19 protein-coding genes are annotated in these 20,313 nt (G+C 58.5%); 12 read left to right on the top strand and 7 right to left on the bottom strand.

The window, feature by feature from the left end; all coding sequences use genetic code 11:
• Nucleotides 1–172 precede the first annotated feature (172 nt).
• From HMPREF2928_RS01075 to HMPREF2928_RS01065, 3 genes are all read left to right on the top strand, one after another.
• A complete protein-coding gene (locus HMPREF2928_RS01075) occupies nt 173–1,915 on the top strand; it encodes a cation:proton antiporter (protein ID WP_070687042.1) in 1,743 nt (580 codons plus the stop codon).
• Nucleotides 1,916–2,108: 193 nt separating this feature from the next.
• Entirely contained in the window at nt 2,109–2,621 is a 513-nt protein-coding gene (locus HMPREF2928_RS01070) for a hypothetical protein (RefSeq protein ID WP_049352259.1), read from the top strand.
• Between the two features lie 11 nt (nt 2,622–2,632).
• Complete coding sequence (locus HMPREF2928_RS01065) at nt 2,633–2,980, top strand: hypothetical protein (RefSeq protein WP_049338642.1); 348 nt, start codon at nt 2,633–2,635, stop codon at nt 2,978–2,980.
• Nucleotides 2,981–3,163: 183 nt separating this feature from the next.
• Here the strand turns inward: HMPREF2928_RS01065 and HMPREF2928_RS01060 are convergent, their stop codons facing one another.
• From HMPREF2928_RS01060 to HMPREF2928_RS01035, 6 genes are all read right to left on the bottom strand, one after another.
• Nucleotides 3,164–3,688, bottom strand: a complete 525-nt coding sequence (locus HMPREF2928_RS01060) for a hypothetical protein (RefSeq protein ID WP_193389299.1) — start codon at nt 3,686–3,688, stop codon at nt 3,164–3,166.
• 135 nt (nt 3,689–3,823) lie between these two features.
• Complete coding sequence (locus tag HMPREF2928_RS01055; protein WP_049352261.1) at nt 3,824–4,597, bottom strand: HAD-IIB family hydrolase; 774 nt, start codon at nt 4,595–4,597, stop codon at nt 3,824–3,826.
• A 172-nt stretch (nt 4,598–4,769) separates the two neighbouring features.
• Complete coding sequence (locus tag HMPREF2928_RS01050) at nt 4,770–5,624, bottom strand: PTS system mannose/fructose/sorbose family transporter subunit IID (protein ID WP_049352264.1); 855 nt, start codon at nt 5,622–5,624, stop codon at nt 4,770–4,772.
• A gap of 11 nt (nt 5,625–5,635) precedes the next feature.
• Nucleotides 5,636–6,505, bottom strand: coding sequence for a PTS mannose/fructose/sorbose transporter subunit IIC (locus HMPREF2928_RS01045; RefSeq protein WP_049360185.1), 870 nt, complete (start codon nt 6,503–6,505; stop codon nt 5,636–5,638).
• Complete coding sequence (locus HMPREF2928_RS01040; protein ID WP_070687040.1) at nt 6,502–7,482, bottom strand: mannose/fructose/sorbose PTS transporter subunit IIA; 981 nt, start codon at nt 7,480–7,482, stop codon at nt 6,502–6,504. The genes HMPREF2928_RS01045 and HMPREF2928_RS01040 overlap by 4 nt, the downstream gene beginning before the upstream one ends.
• Before the next feature lie 733 nt (nt 7,483–8,215).
• Nucleotides 8,216–9,085, bottom strand: a complete 870-nt coding sequence (locus HMPREF2928_RS01035; protein ID WP_070687038.1) for a PRD domain-containing protein — start codon at nt 9,083–9,085, stop codon at nt 8,216–8,218.
• 259 nt (nt 9,086–9,344) lie between these two features.
• Between HMPREF2928_RS01035 and HMPREF2928_RS01030 the strand changes: the two genes are divergently transcribed.
• The 9 genes from HMPREF2928_RS01030 (at nt 9,345) to HMPREF2928_RS00990 (ending at nt 18,807) form a co-directional block, all read left to right on the top strand.
• Nucleotides 9,345–10,088, top strand: coding sequence for a response regulator transcription factor (locus HMPREF2928_RS01030; RefSeq protein WP_005504149.1), 744 nt, complete (start codon nt 9,345–9,347; stop codon nt 10,086–10,088).
• A gap of 93 nt (nt 10,089–10,181) precedes the next feature.
• Nucleotides 10,182–11,846: a sensor histidine kinase gene (locus HMPREF2928_RS01025; RefSeq protein WP_246823536.1), complete on the top strand. Its 1,665-nt coding sequence runs from the start codon at nt 10,182–10,184 to the stop codon at nt 11,844–11,846.
• A 279-nt stretch (nt 11,847–12,125) separates the two neighbouring features.
• Nucleotides 12,126–12,827 (top strand): TetR/AcrR family transcriptional regulator, encoded by a 702-nt coding sequence (locus HMPREF2928_RS01020; RefSeq protein ID WP_005504153.1) that lies wholly within the window; start codon nt 12,126–12,128, stop codon nt 12,825–12,827.
• Between the two features lie 184 nt (nt 12,828–13,011).
• Complete coding sequence (locus HMPREF2928_RS01015; protein ID WP_070687036.1) at nt 13,012–15,825, top strand: MMPL family transporter; 2,814 nt, start codon at nt 13,012–13,014, stop codon at nt 15,823–15,825.
• Nucleotides 15,826–15,949: 124 nt separating this feature from the next.
• Nucleotides 15,950–16,354: a fluoride efflux transporter FluC gene (locus tag HMPREF2928_RS01010; RefSeq protein ID WP_246823535.1), complete on the top strand. Its 405-nt coding sequence runs from the start codon at nt 15,950–15,952 to the stop codon at nt 16,352–16,354.
• On the top strand, nt 16,354–16,806 hold the full coding sequence (locus tag HMPREF2928_RS01005; RefSeq protein ID WP_012902665.1) for a fluoride efflux transporter FluC: 453 nt from the start codon (nt 16,354–16,356) through the stop codon (nt 16,804–16,806). Before HMPREF2928_RS01010 ends, HMPREF2928_RS01005 begins: the two co-directional genes overlap by 1 nt.
• A gap of 225 nt (nt 16,807–17,031) precedes the next feature.
• Nucleotides 17,032–17,673, top strand: a complete 642-nt coding sequence (locus HMPREF2928_RS01000) for a VanZ family protein (RefSeq protein WP_070687032.1) — start codon at nt 17,032–17,034, stop codon at nt 17,671–17,673.
• 53 nt (nt 17,674–17,726) lie between these two features.
• Nucleotides 17,727–18,332 (top strand): hypothetical protein, encoded by a 606-nt coding sequence (locus HMPREF2928_RS00995; protein ID WP_070687050.1) that lies wholly within the window; start codon nt 17,727–17,729, stop codon nt 18,330–18,332.
• Nucleotides 18,313–18,807, top strand: a complete 495-nt coding sequence (locus HMPREF2928_RS00990) for a HEPN domain-containing protein (protein WP_070507532.1) — start codon at nt 18,313–18,315, stop codon at nt 18,805–18,807. Before HMPREF2928_RS00995 ends, HMPREF2928_RS00990 begins: the two co-directional genes overlap by 20 nt.
• Before the next feature lie 162 nt (nt 18,808–18,969).
• Here the strand turns inward: HMPREF2928_RS00990 and HMPREF2928_RS00985 are convergent, their stop codons facing one another.
• A complete protein-coding gene (locus tag HMPREF2928_RS00985) occupies nt 18,970–19,977 on the bottom strand; it encodes an MIP/aquaporin family protein (protein ID WP_070507461.1) in 1,008 nt (335 codons plus the stop codon).
• Nucleotides 19,978–20,313 lie beyond the last annotated feature (336 nt).

The following is a 20,313-nucleotide window of genomic DNA, read 5'->3' as shown; positions in this document are numbered from 1 at the left end:
ATATTCAGGGGAAAACTCTATATTCCGTAAAGAGCATTAGGCTTAGAGGTAAACAACACCACAATAAACGCTGCAGAACCCCCATATCCGAAAAGCGGAATGAGCCCCTCCGGTAGAGTAGAAAGACGTAGCCGACTAACCCTAGCCGCGCGAAAGGAACAACACCGGACCAATGCTTTACCTCTCCGTTATTGTCATCATCCTGATTGCGACCGTGTTTATGGTCAGCGTCGGTGATCGACTCAACCTCCCCTGGCCGGTCATGATGACCCTGCTCGGCACCGCCGCGCTCTTCATCCCCAACCGACCGGATCTTACTATCGACAGCGACATCATCCTGCCGATCTTCCTTCCGCCGCTACTGTGGGCCATCGGCGTTAAATTCTCCTGGGGCACCCTGCGCCGCCGCTGGAGATCCGTACTGCTCTACTCGGTCCTTCTCACCACCGTCTCCGCCCTGGCAATTGCCAGCGCAGCCATGTGGTGGGTCCCCGGTATGACCATCGCCGTCGCCCTTGCCGTCGGTGCCGCCGTCTCCCCGCCCGACCCCGTCGCCGTGGAAGCAGTCGCTGAGCCCGTCGGCATCCCCCGCCGCCTCATCGGTACTCTGCAGACCGAAGGTAGCTTCAACGACGCTATCGCAATCGTTCTCTTCCACGCCGCAATCCACTCCATGACCAGAGGCCACCACATCGAGCCGCTCTCGGTCGCCAAAGACTTCGTGCTCGGTTCGATCCTCGCGGTCATTATTGGTTACATCTTCGGCTGGCTCGGCGGCTACGTTCGCCAGCGTGCCCACGACGTGGTCACCAGCAACGCCGTGACCCTCGTGATCCCCTTTGGCGCCTACCTCGCTGCTGAAAGCGTGCACGCCTCCGGCGTTATTGCCGTGGTCATCGGCGCTATCCAGTTCACCAGCACCAAATACATGGCGGCACTCGAAGCGGAAGAACGCCTCTCCTCCACCTCCTTCTGGCAGATTATTGAGCTGCTCATGACCGGTGTCGCCTTCGGCCTCATCGGCCTGCAGGCAAGTAGTATCATCGCCACCGCCGACCCCTCCCGTATCGCAAGCCTCTTCGCTGACGGTGCCCTGGTCGCACTGGTCGCCATCCTGGTGCGCCTCATCTGGTTCACCATCGTCTGGCTGGCAGGACGCAAGAACCCCATCCACGAGGGCGCCCCCGAAAGCTTTGCTGAAGTTATCGTTATGACCTGGTCCGGCATGCGAGGCCTCGTGACCCTGATTCTTGCCCTGTCCATCCCCGTGGTCAACGGCACCGAACAGGTACGCCAGGACGCCATCGTCATGATGCTCTCCGTACTCTTCTTCACCCTCGTGCTGCCCGGCCTGACCCTGCCCCTGCTCGTGAAGGTCCTTGGCGTGCAGGCTAACCATGAAGAAGAAACCGCCGTACCCGAGCTGCTCAAGATTGCGCAGGTCGCAGCCCTCGAGGCGCTGCAGGCTGAAGCGAAGGCAACCACCGACCCGGAAACCTACGCTCGCGTGAAGGAAATGTGCTCCGCCATTACCCGCCGAGACGAAATCAGCGAGGCACTGCCCGAAGAATACAAGCAGCACATGGAGAAGCTTAAGGACAAGAGGAACGACTTCGTGCGCCTGCGCGATGCCGCCCTCGTCGCCGCGCAGAACGAGGTTATTTCTGCTCAGGACCGCTACGACTCCCACGACGTGACCCGCGTGGTGCGTAAGCTGGACATCCTGGCGCAGGCAGAAAGCATCCGCTCCTCCGGCATGTTCATTCTTCCTGCCATGACCGCCGGCGCGGTCGCCATGGAACGCTACAACCTCTGGAAGAAGCACCAGAGCACCCTGAGCACCAGCGCAATCCCCGTGGTCGAGAACGCGCCCGCCTCGCCCCTGGTCACCAACGAGGTAACCCCCAAGTCCTAGCCGGTACGCCCGTGCGCGAACACTACGTTTCTGCCCCTGCCTACGCCACCGAGATAAGCCATCTGGTCTTTAGCTCACAGGCGATAGACAGGGGCAGAAGCAGATTAAGCCTCAACTATCACCTAAAATGAGACAGGAAACGTAGTGAACGTACGTTAGCTCTCTCAAACTCACGAACACATTGAAAGTAGACATGGACTTCAAGACTCTCTCGCCTGCGTACCTGACCTCCCTCGGCGTAATTTTTTGCGGCGCGCTCTTGATTGGAACCTCCAACCCCTGGCTCCTGTGGCTCGGCTGGATCCTTCTCATCCTTGCGTTGGGCCTGAACGTCCTCGCCTTTGTGCTGTCCGTGGGTAAGGCGAAGGGTGACCCGACCCCCGCACTGGTGACCAACCTGGACGGTTTCGAATCCTCCGTGGAGAACCGTATCCGCGAGCGCGCAGAGCACCGCCGCGAAGAACGAGAAGCCGCTGAGCATGAGGCAGTTGAGCACGATGCTGCGGCGCAGGTTGATCAGGAAGTAGCTCCCGCTGAGGCAGCTGAGACCGTTGAGGCGACCGCGCCCGCTGAAACTGCAGAGGTCCGCGAGGAAGAGCCCACCGAATCTCAGCCGATTGTTGATCGTGCCCCCGGCCGTATGAGCGTTCTGCCCTCGCGTCCCCGTTCGGGTCGTACCCCCAAGCCCCGCTCCAACGCACGCTAGGTAGGTCGGTAGTGAATACGAAGTTTTTGCTTTCCCCGGCGTACCTGGTTTCTGTTGCCCTGATGCTTTCCGGCGCGGTGCTTTCCGGTGGTCGGTTCATGCTGATCGGCTGGATTCTGTGCATTGTGGGTGTCTGCCTGAACGCCATGACCCTGGTGGTGCTGACGAATCGCGAGCAGCTGTACACCATGGAGGCGAAGGCTGCCCGAGGCACCCGCCGCGGCTTTGATGACCGCCCCGCTGTGGTGCAGCGATTGGACGAGGCTCCGGCTACTGACAGCGCAGACGAAGGATCTGCGGAGTCCGTCGAGGAAGCCGCAGAAGAGCCCGCTGAAGCACCCGCACAGAAGACCAACTAGGGTGTAACCCCTAAGACGTAAAAGACCCCCGCAGAGGGTATCTGACGTAAATAAAAGACCGTAACCGCCCCCCGTACAGGGGAGTGGTTACGGTCTTTTGGGTGCCTGAACACTCACCTCGACTAACGCTCGTCGAATACTTTTGTTTTGGAGAGGAGGGGCGAGCGCAGCGCAGCGGGGGCTTTAGCGCTGAGCACCCAGCTTCTGCGCCGCGAAATCCGCGTACTCCTGCACATGCGCGCGAGCCTGCTTGGTCAGCGCCTTATTCTCATCCAGGATACGCGCCGACTGCGCCGCCATCAGCTTCAGGTACTGGCGGTCGCGGGTCTTCTTCCATGCGGTGCGTGCCGCCTCCAGCTCGGCGAAATCGTTGAGAGCCTGACGCTGCATCGTGTACCGCACCCACATGAGCACCAGAATCAGCACCAGCGGAATGAGGCACGCCCAGCTCTGCCACAGCCCGTACAGCGCCGCCGCAATGGCGCCCAAAACAATCAGCACCGGGGAAATCGAGACGATGGGGGAGTCCGGGCGGTTCTTCTGGTTCTTCACGAGTGATTCACGCGCCATAGCGCGGAAGGTGTCAGAGAAGCTGGACGGGTCGTAAGACTGGGCAGGCTCCGGTTGCTGGCTCTTCTGGGACTGGCTCTTGGGAAATTGATCCTTGCCGGGCTGGTTCTTACGGGGCTGAGAAGCGGAAGGGCACATAGAAACCTCACGGGGGTACACGGGGAGTAACGGGAAAGCGGGTGTTTCACGTGAAACGGGGGAGTAGACGGCGAGTACGCGGAAGCGGGTGGCAGGATTAGCGCTCGCCGCACCTAAACGCCACCTCGGCAGCTTCTACAGGGAAGCCTCAATAAACTCGTACGCCTTATCCACACAATCGGTGGTGACAGCCTTAACCTCATCGGGGGAGTAGCAGAACGACGCCGAACGGTCAGCGTAGCGGTGCATGTCGATATCGTTCCACGAATCTCCAATCGTATGCACCTCATAGGAGCTACCCGGATGCTCCGACTGCAGGTACTCCACCAGATGCTGCAGACCGGTGCCCTTTGTGCAGGCGGGCGGCACAATATCCAGGAAATCCTGGTTCTTGTGGCAGTCCACCGAATCACCAAAACGCTCCAGAATCCAGGTGTACGCCGCCTCGCGAACCTGAGCATCCGGAATCCACAGGGGCACACCCACGTACTCGTGGTTCTGCAGGTCGTCAGCCGGCAGGGGAGTGAACTCCGGCAGGATATTCGTCGAGGAGCCCACCCGGTCGCAGAGGCTGTAATCGTTATCCAGAGTCGTCGCGAACAGAGCCACGCCGTCCACGGTGCTGAAATGCTCGTAGCACGCTTGCACAACACTCACCGGAAGAGGCTGATGGTAAATCACCCGGTACTGCCGGTCAGTAATCACCGCACCCGTGTACAGCACGTGGTAATCAAAACGGATGGCGGTCGGGTTCAACGCCAGTTGCGTGGCAAAAATGCTCTTGCCCGTGCACGAGACCGCCAGGTTACCCTCCGCCTGCCAGCGGGCAATCGCCTGCTCAGTGGCAGGCTCCACGGCACGGTTAAACAGGATTGTGCCGTCAAGATCGAAAGCCATCAATTTGGTCATAGAAACTCCTTCGCGGGAGGGCTGCATTGCCGCGAATTGTGCGCCGCAACCCATAAAAAACGGGGGTGCCGCCGGTACTTTTAAGTGTACCGACCGCACCCCCACCACTTGAGATATAGCCCCTGAATCTCACGCCTTCACTGAAGGGTGAAAGGGCTCATTCCTCATATTTTTAGAGAGCCAGGAATCCCAGGTAGGAACCGAGGATGCCCACGCCAAAGAGGGCGAAAATCAACCAGATGGCGTTAATCTTCTTCTTCAGAAGCCACATGCACAGGAAGCACAGACCCAGCGAGGCCAGGCCCGGCAGCAGATCGTTCAGCACGGACTGGACGGTCACATTTACCGTCTCGCCCGCCTGGTTTGTGTAGCTAGTCAGTGGCAACGGAATGTTCACGCTCGTCCAGCGGTACACCAGAGCACCCATCACGAACAGGCCCATCACGGAGGCGCCCTGAGTAATCTTCTGCAGGGTGTTGCCGCCCGCCTCGGTCACAATCTGGGTGCCCTTCTCGTAGCCGTACTTGAAGCCGTACCAGCGGGTTGCCCAACGAATTGCGGTCATGCCGAAGAAGAACAGCAGCGGGCCCAGAATATTGCCGGTCACCGCCAGGGATGCGCCCAGAGCCGCCAGCACGATACGTGCGGTACCCCAGAAAATCGGGTCGCCCACGCCGGCCAGTGGGCCCATCAGGCCCACCTTAACGTTGGTGATGGCGGCTTCGTCAATGTCCTTACCGGCTGCCTTCTCACGCTCCATCGCAGCGGTCACGCCCATAATCGAGGATGCAACCCACGGCTGGGTGTTGAAGAACTCCAGGTGGCGGGTCAGCGCCTCCGCCTGGTCTTCTTTCTTGGTGTAGAAGCGCTTAATCGCCGGAATCATAGAAACCGCGAAACCGATGGACTGCATACGCTCAAAGTTGAACGAACCGAGCAGGAAAGTGGAACGGAAGTAGGTTTCGACCTTATCGCGCTGGGTGAGCTCGGGAACTTCAACGAGCTCGACGTTCTTGTTCTCAGTCATGATGATGCTCCTTATTCGAGCTCGTTATCGAGGTCGTTTGCTGCGGTTGCCGGTGCTACGGCGGGTGCCTCGCTCTTATGGAAGAGCGGGTTCAGCTGCGTGTACAGCAGGCCCAGGCAGGCGCCGACCAGGCCGATAGCAACCAGGTTGAACTGTGCCGGGGTGGACAGTGCCACGAGGACGTCCTTTGAGCTTCCGCCGGGTAGCGGCACAATCGACTGGGTTGCCGGGATAGCGGCGGCGGCGATGAAGCCGAGGAAGAAGAAGGGCATGAGGGCCTTCGAACGCATCATGTTGATGACCATTGCGAAACCGACCACGGTGATCATGCCGCCGGCGATGCGCAGGCCGGTGGTCACCTCGGCAGGAATCATGTTCAGCAGGCGGGTCAGCTCGTCGGAGCTAATCAGCGCCACAATAGCGGTCGGGATAGCCACGCGCAGACCCTGCAGAGCCATACCGCTAATGTGCATCAACTCAATACCGCGGAAGTTCGCGGTCTTCGCGAAATTATCAGCCTGATGCTGGAAGAACACCGTAATGGTACGAACGAAAATGGTCAGAACCTGACCTGCCGCAGCCAGCGGCACAGCAATAGCAATACCGGTGGTGATGTCCTGGTGACCCTGAATCACAACAACAGCGGAGATGGTGGATGCCAGAGCCGAGTCGGGAGCCATAGCCGCACCGACGTTCATCCAGCCCAGTGCGATGAGCTCCAGTGCGCCACCGAGCATAATGCCGGTAGTCGGGTCACCCAGCGCAAAACCCATCAGGGTACAAGCGACCAGGGGGCGGTGGAACTGACGCTCGTCCACCACGGATGCGACGCCCGCAATGAACGCCACGAGAACAACGAGAATAAACGTCAGGGCGCTCATGCGTCCAGGCCTTTCTGCTTGAGGATCTTTTCCAAATCAACCGGGGAGTGGTTGGGCAGCTGCTGCACCGTCAGCTTCACACCGCGCTTAATGAGTTCGCGGTAGGCTTCCAGGTGCTCCTCGGAGGCGTACACTGCGTCCGAGAGCTGAACCATGCCGGTCTTGAAGGTGACGCCACCAACGTTCACTTCGTTGATCTTGACGCCTTCGTCGAGCAGTCGCACCACGTCAACGGGGGATTCTACGACGAACATGGTCTTCATGCCGGTGTACTTGGGGTTGTTGTACACGCGACCAGCCTTAGCGATGTCCAGGACGTTGGTCTTCACACTGGTCGGCGCGACCTGCAGCAGCAGGGACTTGCGCAGCTGATCGTGTGCCGCATTATCGGATGCCGCGATGAAGGTCTGCGGTGCGATGTGCGGAACCCAGGTGCCTGCCACCTGACCGTGAATCAGACGGGAGTCGATGCGGGTGAAGATAGCGTCCATGGTGCCGCCGGGAACCTGCTGAGCAGTCGGAACCTCGACCGCCTTGGTCTCTGTGGGCTTCGCCTCGGCGGGCTTGGCGGCTGCGGGCTGGTTCGCCTCCTGGAAGGAGCGAATACCCTTAGTGCCAGCCTTGTGCGCCTTAGCGACCAGGGACTTGAGGGTTGCGTTCTTACGGCCTGCGCCGGAGATGACCTCAATAAGCATCGGTACGTTGACACCGGAGACGACGTCGACGCCCTCGCGGGTGGCTGCGAACTGCGCACCGGCGTTGTAGGGGCTACCGCCGAAGAGGTCGACCAGCAGCAGGGTTTCTTCTGCTTCAGACGCCTCAACGATGCGGGTGTACTCTTCGACGAGATCTTCGGGGCCCTGACCCGGCAGGAAGGTGACCGGGTGGACGTTTTCGAAGTTACCGAGGATCATGCCGGCGGTCTTCAGCAGAGCCGGAGCCGACTCGCCGTGTGCCGCCACAATGATAGTGACCATAGTGGTCCTCTCGTTTTCGTGACATGGTGTGTAGGGGCCCCGTGAGGGGCCTCATAATTCTCAGATAGTAACACGTTGTTTTTGTGTTTTGTGGGTTTTTTCTGAGCATGCACACTTTAGGTTCTTGTGACATTTTTTCACGTGTTGGAATATGGGTTTTTGGTGTCAAAACACGTATTTATTGCCAGGGTGTAAAAAATTTAAACAGAACACTGAAAAAAGGTTGCCGAAGTGGTGGATAAAGCGTTATTTTCGTGAAATTTCAGGAATGACGGCATATTGTAAGCGGACTGACGAGGTGCTTGTTATGGGATATTTTGGACTGTGATAGTGTAAGAAAATGATTTACAAAGAAAATACCGAACAAAAAAATGGATGCATGGATCAAAAGATGTGGGATTTATATAAAACCCACATTTTCCTGCAATCTGTCCACAGAATGGTATTTCTGGAAGACGCCGCTAAAAACCGTCATTTCAAAATTTAATCGACGCGCTAACGCGCGAAGAAAAACCCAGGAAAACGACAATTTAGTGACAGGTTGTATATATAAATAGCAACTCACCTTTAACGGCCACATTCCGCCCGGCAGCCCCCCTCTAGAATCCTCACTCCCAGATTCCCCACCCGAACCCCTCGCCGGGATTCTGGGGCATAGATTTCGAGGCGTAGAAAAATCTGAGGCATAGAAAAAGCGACCAGGAACCCCCGGTCGCTTTCTATCGAACATGCGCTACGCGTTAATGCCCCACATATCCCGCGCCAGACGCGCAATATGAATCGTCAAATACGTCAACTCATCACGAGTCAGGCTCTGCTTCAGCTGCATCTGCAGTACCAGCAAAACCTTCTGTGCACACGCGTAGGCGCGCGGTGCATCCTCACGAAGAGCCGCCAACAAACTCGGCTGCGACACCTCATCAACATCCTCCGCGCGATTCGCGGAGGTGCGGCTTGCCCGTACAAACAGGTACCGCAGATGCGTCACAAAACGTGCCGCACTCATTGAATCCGGGTCGAGCTTGCGCTCGTAGCTTGCCTCAATAATTTCAAAAACCTGCGCGAAAACCTCGGTCATGCGGAATGCCTGAGACATATCCGCCGTTGCAAATTGCGCGTTGACCAGGTGCAACGCCAAAGGAATAGCTTCGTTCGGGTCCAGCTCAACCTGCAGGCGCTCGCGAACCATCGCCAACACCGTGCGGCCGTACTCTACCTCGCGCGGGTAGAGAACAGTCACCTCCGGGGCGAGCGGATACTGCACCCGCACCCCGTCACGCGCACGAACCACCGCATAGTGCAGGTGATCAGCCAGCGGAAGAATAAACGAGTTCGACAGCTCCAGTGCACCCTCGGCGCGCACCTTCGACTCCAAAAGCGTGGCAATCGACAGAATCTCCGCCGGAATCTCAGACAGAGTCATGCTCAAACGCTCACCCGACATGCCCTGCTCCGGCACAAACGTCTGCTCCACCGCAGACGGGTCAATCAGCTGACCCTTACGCTTACCAAAAGCAATGCCGCGACCAATCATCACGGACTCCTTGCCGTAATGATCCACCGTGAGGACAACATTATTGTTATAGATACGGCTAATGCGCATGTGTCCTCCTCTGCGGGTGTCGGGGCGCCTGTGTCGGGGTGGCACACTGAAACAATAAAAGGCGATTGAGTATCACCTAAGCTACTACAAATTTTACCGAAAGATTGAACCCGTATAGAAGGGGTAACGCGCGTGGTTGGGATAATGGGCGGCGCGAAACTGTGCCCCAGCTGTGACGCGGGCAAGCATTCCATAAGTTTGCGGCTGAAAACCGGCTCCCGCCTCACCGCGAACCCTAAATCGCGATACTCTTAACCACATGAGCAGCAAAGCAACCGAAATCGCAAAGAACCTTCCCGCGCTAGAGCACCCGGACGGTAGCCCCATCCGTGCCCTCGTCGTTGACGATGAGGAAATGCTCAAAGAACTCGTCAGCATGGGTCTGAAAATGATCGGCTGGGATGTGCAGTCCGCCGGCGACGGCCCCTCCGCACTTGCGATTGCCCGCGATTGGCGCCCCGACGTGCTCGTGCTGGACATTATGATGCCCGGCTTCGACGGACTGGAGCTGCTCACCCGCATCCGTAAGTTCTACCCCGAGGTTCCCTGCCTCTTCCTGACCGCTAAGGATTCGGTTGATAACCGTATCGAGGGCCTTGCCGCAGGTGCGGATGACTACGTGACTAAGCCCTTCTCCATGGAAGAGGTCATGATTCGCCTGCACCGCCTGGTGCAGCGTTCCGGTGTTGCCGCCATTGACGATGCTGAGTTGGTCGTTGGCGACCTGGTGTTGAACCAGGATACCCGTGAGGTCACCCGCGGTGGCGAGCAGATTAACCTCACCGCGACTCAGTTCGACCTGCTGCGCTACCTCATGGAGAACGCGAAGCGCGTGGTCTCCAAGAGTCAGATTCTTGATAACGTCTGGAACTACGATTTTGGCGGTCAGGCAAATATTGTGGAGCTGTACATCTCCTATCTGCGTAAGAAGATTGACGTGGGTCGCGAACCGATGATTCACACCGTGCGCGGTGCTGGTTACGTGCTGCGTCCCGCTGTCTAAGTTTATTCTCTGCTCTTCATATGGCGCGGTATAACACCCGGTTATACCGCGCCATATCAGTTATATTCCGTATTTCGAATATAGAAAGAAAGGATGCTCGTGGGCTCCTACTCACCCGGTGACCCCGCCTCCCTGGATAACGAAGCAACCCGCCCCCTGCGCGCGGGTACCCCCGCACGAGACGGCGCCACACCCTCCTCGGGGAACTTCTTCGTGCGCCTACGCGCCGCCTGGAAGAGTATGAGGAACCCCGAGGCATCCCCCGAAGAACTCGGGTACGTACCCCACCTGCGTTCGCGCCTTATCGCCATCCTCGTGGCAGCCCTCGGCATCGCCTGCCTCATTATTGGCCTGTCCACCTACGTGACCCTGCAGAACTCCCTCTACCAGCAGGCGCAAAGCGACCTCAAAGAAACCAGTCACCGCGTAGTGCAGCCGACCTCCCGAAACGGCAAGCGAGAAGAAGTGGACTGCAGCGACCTGCAGAAGAGCAGCTCTCTCTTTGCGCCCGGTCAGGCGTCCGGAACCATCATTACCTGTGTTGAGTCCGAAGGTGCTGTGGAAATCGCCAGCAAGCTCGGTAAGGACGGCACCGTACAAACCCTCTCCGCCAACGACCAGGTAACCCTCGGAACCATGGCGCTGAACGCCACCAAAGAAGAAGTCCGAGAGGTCAAACTGGAATCCGGCCTGTACCTCATCAAAATCACCCCGAAGGCTAATAGCAGCGCCGACGCCCAGGTGGTTGGTATTCCGCTCGCCAACGTACAGCAGACCCTCACTATCTTCGTGATCGTGGTGTCCCTCGGGTCTATTGCCGTCATGGTTGGTGCCGGCGTGGCGGGTTCCTACATTATTCGCGGCACCATGAAGCCTCTGGAGCGAGTCTCCGCGGTGGCAACCGATGTGGCGCACCTGGACCTGGAAGAGCACACTATCTCCTCGGCGGTGCGTGTGGATCCGAGAGATTCCGACCCGCGTACTGAAGTCGGTGCTGTAGGCTACGCCCTCAATCAGCTACTCGATAACGTGAACTCCGCCCTCGAGGTGCGCGAACGCACCGAACACCAGATTCGCGCCTTTATCGCGGACGCCTCCCACGAGCTGCGCACGCCCCTTGCCGCAATTAAGGGGTACTCCGATATGCTCCGCTGGACCGAGCCGCTCAGCGAATCCGGCCAGTCCTCCCTGGCGCGTATCGACTCGCAGACCGAGCGTATGTCCCGCCTCGTGGAGGATCTGCTGACCCTTGCCCGCCTGGACGAGGGGCGTGAACCCAAGCTGGAGCAGGTTGATCTGACCGAGCTGGTGCTTGAATGCACCTCCGACATGCAGGCGGCAGCGCGCACCCACGAATGGCACCTGAACCTGCCCGACGAGCCGGTTGAGATTGTTGCCGATCGCTCCCAGATTCAGCGCGTGATTCTGAACTTGCTCTCGAATGCTCGCAAGCACACCGATGAGGGTACGCGCGTGACCGCGGGCCTGTCGGTGGATGCTGCACGCCGTGAAGGTGTGGTGACCGTGACCGATAATGGTCCGGGTATTGCCCCGGACTTCTTGCCGAAGATTTTTGACCGCTTCACCCGTGCCGATAAGGCGCGTTCCGGTTCGGATGGAACGACTGGTCTGGGTCTGGCGATTGTGCAGGCGATTGTGCAGGCGCACGGCGGTTCGATTCAGGTGCAGAGCCAGCCGGGGCATACGGTCTTTACGGTGCGCTTGCCGCTGGATGCCCGTCTTCAGCCTGTCGCCTAGTTCCGTTGTCACCTAGTTCAGTACTTGGTCTACCGCCTGAGTTGCGCGTGTCCATTCTGTGAATGGCTGCTTGAGGGGGTGGGGTGTGCTGTGTGCGCATTCTGCTCCCCCGCGGTGTTTTTGAGGGTTTATAGCGCCTTGAGGTGCTAAAACGCTTAATTACTTGTTGAGTAAACATTAAATCTGCACTTCAAGTTTATTACCTAGAGTGCAAATATGTGGTGAATCTAACCCCCAAATAGTTACCCCCAGTGAAACAATGCGCGTATTGTAAAAAACATGGCTAATCTTGTTGAATCTCCCGCAAACATCACGGACAAGCGCTCCGCCCGCAAGGCAGAGAACCGCATCGCAATCGTTGAGGCAGCAGAATCCCTCATCCTCGAGGGCGGCTACGGCGCCCTCAACGCAGAAGCACTCGCAGAACGCGCAGGCGTCTCCCGCCGCACCATCTTCAACCACTTCGCCTCCGTAGACGACGTACTGGTCACCCGCATGAACCAGTACTTCAACCGCATCTTCGAAGAATGCGACTTCACCGTTTCCGGTGAAAACGCAAGCATGGAAGCCGAAATGCTCTCTATTGCCCGCAAGGTCTTCAAGAGCAACACCCTCGAAGAGTACATCGCACCCTTCGCGCACCTGCTCTACGCCCTCGAAATGGACAGCCCCGCGAAGTTCGAAGAATACTCGCACGTCATCCTCGAGCGCACCTACGACATCTTCCTCGAGCGGTACCTCGCGGCATACCCCGACCTGCCCTACCTGCGCGTGGCAGTCTTCGCCTCCAACCTCGCCGAAACCATCGGTGAAGGCGTCTACTACTACCTCACCCGCGCCGAAGAAATGACGGTCAAGGTTGCAGCAGAAGCCCCCGAAGGCACCCACCCTGAAGCACTCGCCATCGAAGCGATGCGCCAGTGCGTCCTCGAAGCACTCGACTACCTGGGCCGTCTGGTTCAGGGCGAATTCGCAAGCTAAGCCCCATAGCGTCAACGCTCAAACACTCTCGCTTCGGGCACCTCATCTGCAGGTGCCCGGGGCGGGGTGTTTTTTGCCTAAAAACAGGACACAGCGTTCGCCGTACAGGGCAAACCACACGCCGCATTCACACGCACCCGACATCCCAAACTCTTCACTCGCTCAACTTCAAAAGGACTGAATCATGGCTACATGGCTCTACCGCATCGGTGAAGCTGCCGCCCGTCGCGCATGGGCTGTCATCCTCACCTGGGTACTCATCGTCGCCGGTGTAGCGGGTGCCTACACCGCGTTCCACGGCAAGCTCAGCAACACCTTCACCATGCCCGGAACGCAGACCCAGCAGCTCTCCGACGAGCTCGCCCAACGCTTCCCCAGTGCCAACCGCGGCTCCGGCCAGATCATTCTCACCACCGGTGACGGCACCGCCCTCACCGAAGAGCAGAAGCAGGCATTCTCCGCCGCACTGAGCGCACTGCCCAGCGAGGTGCCCTCCGTGGATGCGGTCACCGACCCGTTCACCACCACCTCCAAGCTTGCAGAAGCGAAAACCCAGCTCGACGAGGCGCACGCCAAGATTGACGCCGCCCCCACCCAGATTGAGGACGGCAAAAAGCAGCTGAATGCCGCCGCCTCGCAGCTTGAAGACGGCACGAAGCAGATTGCCGACAACGAGAAGAAGCTCGACGACTCGCAGGCACAGATTAGTGCAGGTCAGGAGCAGGTCGCCTCCGCGCAGAAGCAGTTGGACGATGCGCAGGCGCAACTGAAGGACGGCTACGCCCAGGCGGAGGCGGCAGGCTCACCCGCCGCCATGATGGAGCAGCTCAACACCCAGCAGGCGCGGCTGACCGAGCGGCAGGATGCCCTCAATCAGCAGCGCGGTACCCTGGCTGAGAGCCAGAAGCAGGTTGATGCGGGCCGCGCAGAAATCGCCTCGAAGAAGGATGAGCTGGCTGAGGGTCAGAAGAAGCTGGATGAGCAGCGCAACCAGCTGCAGAAGACCGAGAGTGAGCTGCCGGCGCAGCGTGAGCAGTTGGAGCGCCAGCAGAAGCTCTACGACTTCATCTCCGGTTACCGTATGGTCTCTGAGGATCAGTCCACGGCGATTGCGACTGTCTCGTTTAAGAAGAAGATTTACGAGGTGCCTTCCGCTGAATTGCAGAAGGTCATGTCCGATCTCAAGGCGGCGAACCTGCACTGGGCGACCGTCCAGTTTGACGCGAACCTGAGTGAATCCGCGCTTGGCGGCGGCTCGCACACCGGTGAGGTTGCGGGTATGATCATCGCCTTCATCGTGCTCATGGTCATGCTCGGCACCCTCGTGGCTGCCGGCCTGCCGATTCTCATGTCTCTGGTCGGCGTGGTAGTGGGTGTGCTCGGCACGCTCTCCCTGTCCTCCGTTGTTCAGATGAGCTCCACCGCCTACACCCTGGGCCTGATGCTCGGTCTGGCGGTCGGTATCGACTATTCGCTGTTCATTCTGAACCGCTACCGCACGAACCTGCTGGACGGCATGCCGAAGGTTCAGGCGATTGCTCTGGCGAACGGCACGAGCGGTAACGCCGTGATTTTTGCGGCGAGCACCGTGATTATTGCGCTCGTGGCGCTGAGCGTGACCGGTATTCCCTTCCTGGGCGTGATGGGTAATGCCGCCGCGTTCTGCGTGGTTGTTGCCGCCCTGATCGCGGTGACGCTCACCCCGGCGGTGCTGTCCTTGGCGGGTACCAAGATCATGTCGAAGAAGCTGTGGGCTTCCATCGATACCCCGCAGAAGATTGCGGAGTGCCGCGCGCAGGATGCCGAACGCACCGAGAAACCGAACGGCTGGTTGCGCCTCGTGCTGGCGCGTCCGCTACTGACTCTGGTGGCCGGTACGCTGGCGCTGCTGGCGGTTGCCGCCCCCATGTCTCAGATGCGCCTGGGCCTGCCGGACGCTTCGAACTACCCCTCTGATAGCGCCGCGTACAAGTCGTACGCGTTGGGCAAGGACAAGTTCGGTGAGGGCATGAGCGCCCCGCTGGTTGCGGTCGCGCACACCCCCGCGAATATGAGTGAGGAGCAGGCTCAGCAGGCGCAGATTGATATCGCCTCTGCGGTCAAGGAGCGCGGCGGCGCGAACGTGCAGGCTGTGGTTCCCGGCGGTATGACTGATGATCGTACCCTCATGATTTTCCAGGTGATTCCTGCCCACAGTGCAAGCTCCGTGGAGACTGAAGAGCTCGTCCACGAGCTGCGAGCCGTGACCGTTCCGGTTCAGGGCTCTGAGGTGTCTCTCGGCATTGCGGGTCAGACCAGCGGCAATATTGACGTCTCCGAGGTGCTCGCGCAGAAGCTACCCCTGTACCTGGGCGTGGTGATGGGCCTGTCCTTCCTGGTGCTGATTCTGGTGTTCCGTTCGATTATGGTTCCGCTGGTTGCCTCGGTGGGCTTCCTCTTCTCGGTGCTGGCGAGCTTCGGTGCCGTGGTGTCGATTTACCAGTTGGGCTTCATGAGCTCCCTCTTCGGCGTGGACCACCCGGGTCCGGTGCTGTCCTTCTTGCCGACCCTGCTCATCGGTATTCTTTTCGGTCTTGCGATGGATTACCAGATGTTCTTGGTGACCGGCATGCGTGAAGCGTACGTGCACGGCAAGGATGCGACGACCGCCATTGTGAGCGGCTACAACCATGCGGTGCGTGTGGTGGTGGCTGCCGCGATCATCATGATTTCAGTGTTTGGTGGCTTCATCTTTGCTGATTCGACCATGATCCGCCCGATGGGCTTTGGTTTGGCGTTCGGTGTGCTCGTGGATGCGTTCATTGTTCGCATGACGCTGACCCCGGCGATTATGGGTCTGCTGGGCGATAAGGCGTGGTGGATGCCGAAGTGGCTGGATCGCCTCACTCCGAATATGGATGTTGAGGGCGCCGCGCTGAGTGAGAAGATGAGCGAGAATATTCAGCACGAGCGTGAGTCTGCTGCCGCCGAATCGGGTAGCAAGCTCGGGTCAGAGTAAAGTATTAGTGTGCGTTTGTGCGCTACGGCGCACTCTGAAGACTAGTACGAGACGAAAGGGCAGGTGTACGGCGATGAGGAACCGCGCGAGTATCCGACAATGGATAGGAGGCGTTCTGAGCCGTGTGCCTGCCCCTTTTCTTGTCTTTTTGGGAGGCGGTACGGGTGCGCTGTGCCGCGTGCACACTCCCGGCGGCGTGCTGGTGGCGAACCTGCTGGGTTCGTTTACGCTGGGCCTGCTGACGATGGTGTGGAACGCCTACGCGCGCCGTGACGGTGAGGAGCGGATTCATTCGTTCCGTCTGCTTTTTGGTGCCGGCATGATGGGCGGCTATACGACGTATTCGTCGATTGCGGCGGTTTTGGCGCAGACGATTTTTCTGCCGTACACGGTGCATGCTCAATATATGGTGCTGGCTGTGGCGGTGCTGCTGGTGGGTGGTTTGGTTGCCGCCGCGGCTGGCATGCTGACGGGTCGTTTTGTGGCGTCCCGCTTGGTGCCCACCCGTGATGTTGAGGAGGGCCGCTAATGTTTTTCGCTCTGATGGTTTTCCTGTGCGGCGGTTTGGGTGCGATGACCCGCTTCTTCTTGGATAAGGCGATGTCGCCTCGCCTGCGTACGGAGTCGTCGATTATTAGCCCGGTGTTCGTGATTAACCTGGTGGGCTCGTTCCTGTACGGCCTGCTGATTATGCCGGTGTCTAATCCTCGCGCGCTGGGGGTGCACTATAACGCCACGGATCAGGTGGCGTTCTGGTGCACGGTGATTACGACCGGTCTGCTGGGTGGGTTTACGACGTTTTCGACCGCCATGGTGGAGGCGCTGACCGCCCGCTCTGAGGGCAAGATGGTGAAGTTCCTGATGCTGTGGCTGGTGCAGGTTGTGGGTGCGATGGTGGCAGCGATTGCGGGTGCGCTCTTGTTTGTGCTGCTGTTTGGTCGGTATATTGCGCCGGTGTTCCCGCCAGATGTTCTGTACTGACGGCGCCGGCTGTGGTGGTTCTCATGGTGTGTTTGGGTGCGTGTACAGCTTTTTCACAGTTTCGCCTAGGGTGAGCCATAGAGCGGTCTTTTACACTGGTGGTGAACGATATGCGGCGGGTATGAACGGTAACCCGCTATATACCACCGGGAATATATGTTAGAACAGGCATATATGCAGGTGGAGTTCATATAATTCACTCTCACGACCTAAGGAACACACGGCATGCAGGAACTACTGAATAAACACATGATTGGCACCTTCGCCATCGAGATTGCGGCGCTTACTGTCGCGCTCTCCATCATCGGGTTCATTGGTATGCGCCTGCGCGCCAAGAAGACCGGTCGAGCGCACAGCATCCGCCAGTACCTGTTGACTGCGTCTTTTGCGCTGTTCCTTGCTTCTATTCTTTCTCTGACGCTGACCCCGATCGGTAGCGCGAATAGCGTCACGAACCCCGAACTCTACTACCCGCGTTTCTATGTGGGCTGGAGCTGGCAGCAGGCGTGGGATCTGACTGCCGGCATGGGTCTGCGCCGCTTTGCAACGACCGTGTATGCGCAGCTCTTCTTCAATATCGCCATGTTCATCCCCCTGGGCTTCTTTACTGCGGGCTGCCTGCGCTGGGGTCTGCGCGCCACGGCGCTGAGTGGCTTCGCGCTGTCGAGCTTCATTGAGTTGAGCCAGTTGACCGGTAACTGGGGTCTGGCGGGCTTCACCTACCGCACTTTCGATGTGGATGACATTGTGAATAACACTGCCGGTGCGGTTCTCGGTGCGGTCTGTATCTGGGTGATGCGCGCGATTCAGAAGCGCCGTGCGGCTAAGCATGACCGGGCGCTGGCAATGGCTACCGCCGCGGCCTAGTAGATTCTTGGATTGCCAGACGTTTTCATAACATGATTGATATAATTCATGTTATGAAAACGTCTGCTCCTAGCCTCCTTCCCATCTTGCGTAGCGACCTGCAGGGTGAAGTGATGGCATTGCTGTTCTCTCACCCTGAGCAGCAATACACGGTGTCACAGATTGCTGATGCGACACGTGCATCATTGCCGACTGTTTCCCGAGAAGTGAATCGTCTAAATCAATCTGGTCTAGCGACTGTTCAGAATGTTGGTAAGGCTCGCATGGTGCAAGCCAAGGTTGATAATCCGGTGGGCCAGGCGATGCGTCAGTTGATTCTGGTAACTTATGGTCCTGTTCCGGTGCTCCGGGATACTTTGCAGGGTGTTTCCAATATTGAGGGTGCCGCTATTTATGGCTCGTGGGCTAGCCGTCGTTCTGGGGTGGCTGGGCACGTGCCGAACGATATTGATGTGCTGGTTGTGGGCTCCCCTTCACGGCAGAAGCTGTATGAGGCTATCGATGATGCTGAGCAGAAGCTTGGCTATGAGGTAAACGTGAAGCGGCTATCTCCTGAGGCTTGGAATTCGCAGGATGGCTTCGTGCAGACTGTGCGGTCGCGTCCTATGGAGGTTCTCTTTGGGCAGCTGGAGGTGAATGATGTCCACGCTGAAGCCTAATGCCCCAACCCCGGGTCCCTGGACTGTAGGCCGGGAACGCATTCTTGAGCTGATTGAATCTGGCGAGCTGGAGCGGGTCGTTGTAAATCGTGAGTATGCTCAAGGCCTGTTGTTGCGTGCTCGCCGGCATCTCAAGACGGCGCATCGTCTGGTAGTTGATGATCCGGAAGGCGCCTATACGCTCCTCTATGATGCTTCGAGACTAGCCATGACTGCCGCCTTGGCGGTGCAGGGTCTGCGTCCGACTACTCGGGGAGGTCATATCGTGGTGGGTGATGCCTTGCGTGCTCAGCGAGGCCCTCATGATGCGGTGGGTAAGCTGTATTCTCGCCTGCGTCGAACTCGCCATGAGGTTGAGTATCCTGGTCTAGATTATGAGCCTATAGCTGTGGAGGAAGCTGAAGAGGCTTTGGAAGATGCAGAGTATATCGTTCAGGAGATGACTCTTTTTATTCCTAAGCTAGGACCTTTCTAGACTGTATTTCTTTTCGGCACCCCTGAATGAACCTCCTTCCGTGAGGTAGACGCAACGAACCCCTCATTTTCATAACCTGACCGATATTGTGCAGGTCATGAAAATGAGGGGTTCGCCGTTTTTAGATGAAACCCTAGACAGGGAAGTTCTCGGGTGGGAAGACTACTCGTCCTCGGTCAGCCGGTTCACGACGCGGGTGCTACGGTTGCCCTTCACCTCTTCGGGGAGCAGAATCGGCATGGAGCCGGTCGGCGTGTAGGTTGCCGCGCGTGCCGCCGCGGTAGCGTGGGTATCCTCAAACTCGGGGATAACCTCGGAGCTGGGTGCACGGTACAGGTGGCTATTAGCCCACCACGCGAAGAGCAGAACCGCAATCGCCAGGGCGCTGGAGACGAACAGCCACGGGCTGACCTGACCCTCGTAGTAGAGCTTGAAGAATGCGCCACCCATGAAACCGCCGGCAATCGGGCCGCAGATCGGAACCCACGCGTAGAACCAGCGCGAGGAGCCCTTATCGTGGATGGGCAGCAGGGCGTGCATGAGGCGCGGACCGAAGTCACGGGCGGGGTTCAGGGCGTAGCCGGTCTGACCGCCCAGGCCGATGACGAGTACGGTGACCATGAAGCCGAAGGCGAGGGGCTTGAGCACGTCGTTGAGGTTGAGAGAGAGTTCCACACCGCCGCTGATGGACGGCTTGAAGTTTACGCCGGTGTACAGTGCCGAGAAGACCAGCATGAACGTGCCGATCATTTCGGAGAGGGCGTTGGTGAAGTAGTTGTGAATAGCGGGGACGGTGCCGAAAACGCCGAGCTTAATCTTCTTGTCGGCGGTTGCTTTCCAGTGCGGCAGGTAGTTGAGGTAGACCAGTCCGGCGCCGACCATTGCGCCGAGTACCTGGGCGATGATGTAGCCGGGGACCTTCTCCCAGGAGAACTCGCCGAACGCTGCCAGGCCGATAGACACAGCGGGGTTGAGGTGGCCGCCGGAATAGGCGTGGGAGGCGTAGACGCCGAAGGTGACGGCGAAGCCCCAACCGAAGGCGATGGTGAAGAAGTTGTCGCCGTGGCCTTTGGATCGGCGAAGTTCGACATTGGCGATGACGCCGCAGCCGATGGTGCACATGATGAGCGTGCCGAGGAATTCGGCGAGGTAGGGGCTGATGGTGTACACGGGGTGTCCTTCAGGTAGTGAACTGCGGGTGGTAAACCGGGATTCGGTCGGGTGCGCAGTGCCGAGCGTGAGGGAGGTGTGGTTTTGTGTGGGGTTATGCCGCCCGAGTGGCGTGTTTAAACCTTTGGCATCTATGGAACCCTGAATGCCCTAGAAGGGCAATACTTTTGTGTTATTTCACCCTTAGACATAAGCGGTTTTTCGGGTTTTTCGTTTAAAAATAAATGTGGCGAATGAGGGGAAAATCGGTCATAGTCCACAACTTGGACTCATTCCATAAACTCGCGGTTGAACCCATGGAGAAACTCACGAATAAACCCGCGATCAAACCAACAC

Origin of the sequence: Rothia sp. HMSC072B04 (assembly GCF_001813725.1) — a bacterium.
GTDB lineage: Bacteria > Actinomycetota > Actinomycetes > Actinomycetales > Micrococcaceae > Rothia > Rothia mucilaginosa.
This window is presented reverse-complemented; position numbering and strand designations above follow the sequence as displayed.

Bases quoted from the DNA above. Each gene is read 5' to 3' on its own strand.
- HMPREF2928_RS01075 (WP_070687042.1), top strand. From the start codon at position 173: ATGCTTTACCTCTCCGTTATTGTCATCATCCTGATTGCGACCGTGTTT.
- HMPREF2928_RS01070 (WP_049352259.1), top strand. From the start codon at position 2,109: ATGGACTTCAAGACTCTCTCGCCTGCGTACCTGACCTCCCTCGGCGTA.
- HMPREF2928_RS01060 (WP_193389299.1), bottom strand. From the start codon at position 3,688: ATGTGCCCTTCCGCTTCTCAGCCCCGTAAGAACCAGCCCGGCAAGGAT.
- HMPREF2928_RS01055 (WP_049352261.1), bottom strand. From the start codon at position 4,597: ATGACCAAATTGATGGCTTTCGATCTTGACGGCACAATCCTGTTTAAC.
- HMPREF2928_RS01050 (WP_049352264.1), bottom strand. From the start codon at position 5,624: ATGACTGAGAACAAGAACGTCGAGCTCGTTGAAGTTCCCGAGCTCACC.
- HMPREF2928_RS01045 (WP_049360185.1), bottom strand. From the start codon at position 6,505: ATGAGCGCCCTGACGTTTATTCTCGTTGTTCTCGTGGCGTTCATTGCG.
- HMPREF2928_RS01040 (WP_070687040.1), bottom strand. From the start codon at position 7,482: ATGGTCACTATCATTGTGGCGGCACACGGCGAGTCGGCTCCGGCTCTG.
- HMPREF2928_RS01035 (WP_070687038.1), bottom strand. From the start codon at position 9,085: ATGCGCATTAGCCGTATCTATAACAATAATGTTGTCCTCACGGTGGAT.
- HMPREF2928_RS01030 (WP_005504149.1), top strand. From the start codon at position 9,345: ATGAGCAGCAAAGCAACCGAAATCGCAAAGAACCTTCCCGCGCTAGAG.
- HMPREF2928_RS01025 (WP_246823536.1), top strand. From the start codon at position 10,182: ATGCTCGTGGGCTCCTACTCACCCGGTGACCCCGCCTCCCTGGATAAC.
- HMPREF2928_RS01020 (WP_005504153.1), top strand. From the start codon at position 12,126: ATGGCTAATCTTGTTGAATCTCCCGCAAACATCACGGACAAGCGCTCC.
- HMPREF2928_RS01015 (WP_070687036.1), top strand. From the start codon at position 13,012: ATGGCTACATGGCTCTACCGCATCGGTGAAGCTGCCGCCCGTCGCGCA.
- HMPREF2928_RS01005 (WP_012902665.1), top strand. From the start codon at position 16,354: ATGTTTTTCGCTCTGATGGTTTTCCTGTGCGGCGGTTTGGGTGCGATG.
- HMPREF2928_RS01000 (WP_070687032.1), top strand. From the start codon at position 17,032: ATGCAGGAACTACTGAATAAACACATGATTGGCACCTTCGCCATCGAG.
- HMPREF2928_RS00995 (WP_070687050.1), top strand. From the start codon at position 17,727: ATGAAAACGTCTGCTCCTAGCCTCCTTCCCATCTTGCGTAGCGACCTG.
- HMPREF2928_RS00990 (WP_070507532.1), top strand. From the start codon at position 18,313: ATGTCCACGCTGAAGCCTAATGCCCCAACCCCGGGTCCCTGGACTGTA.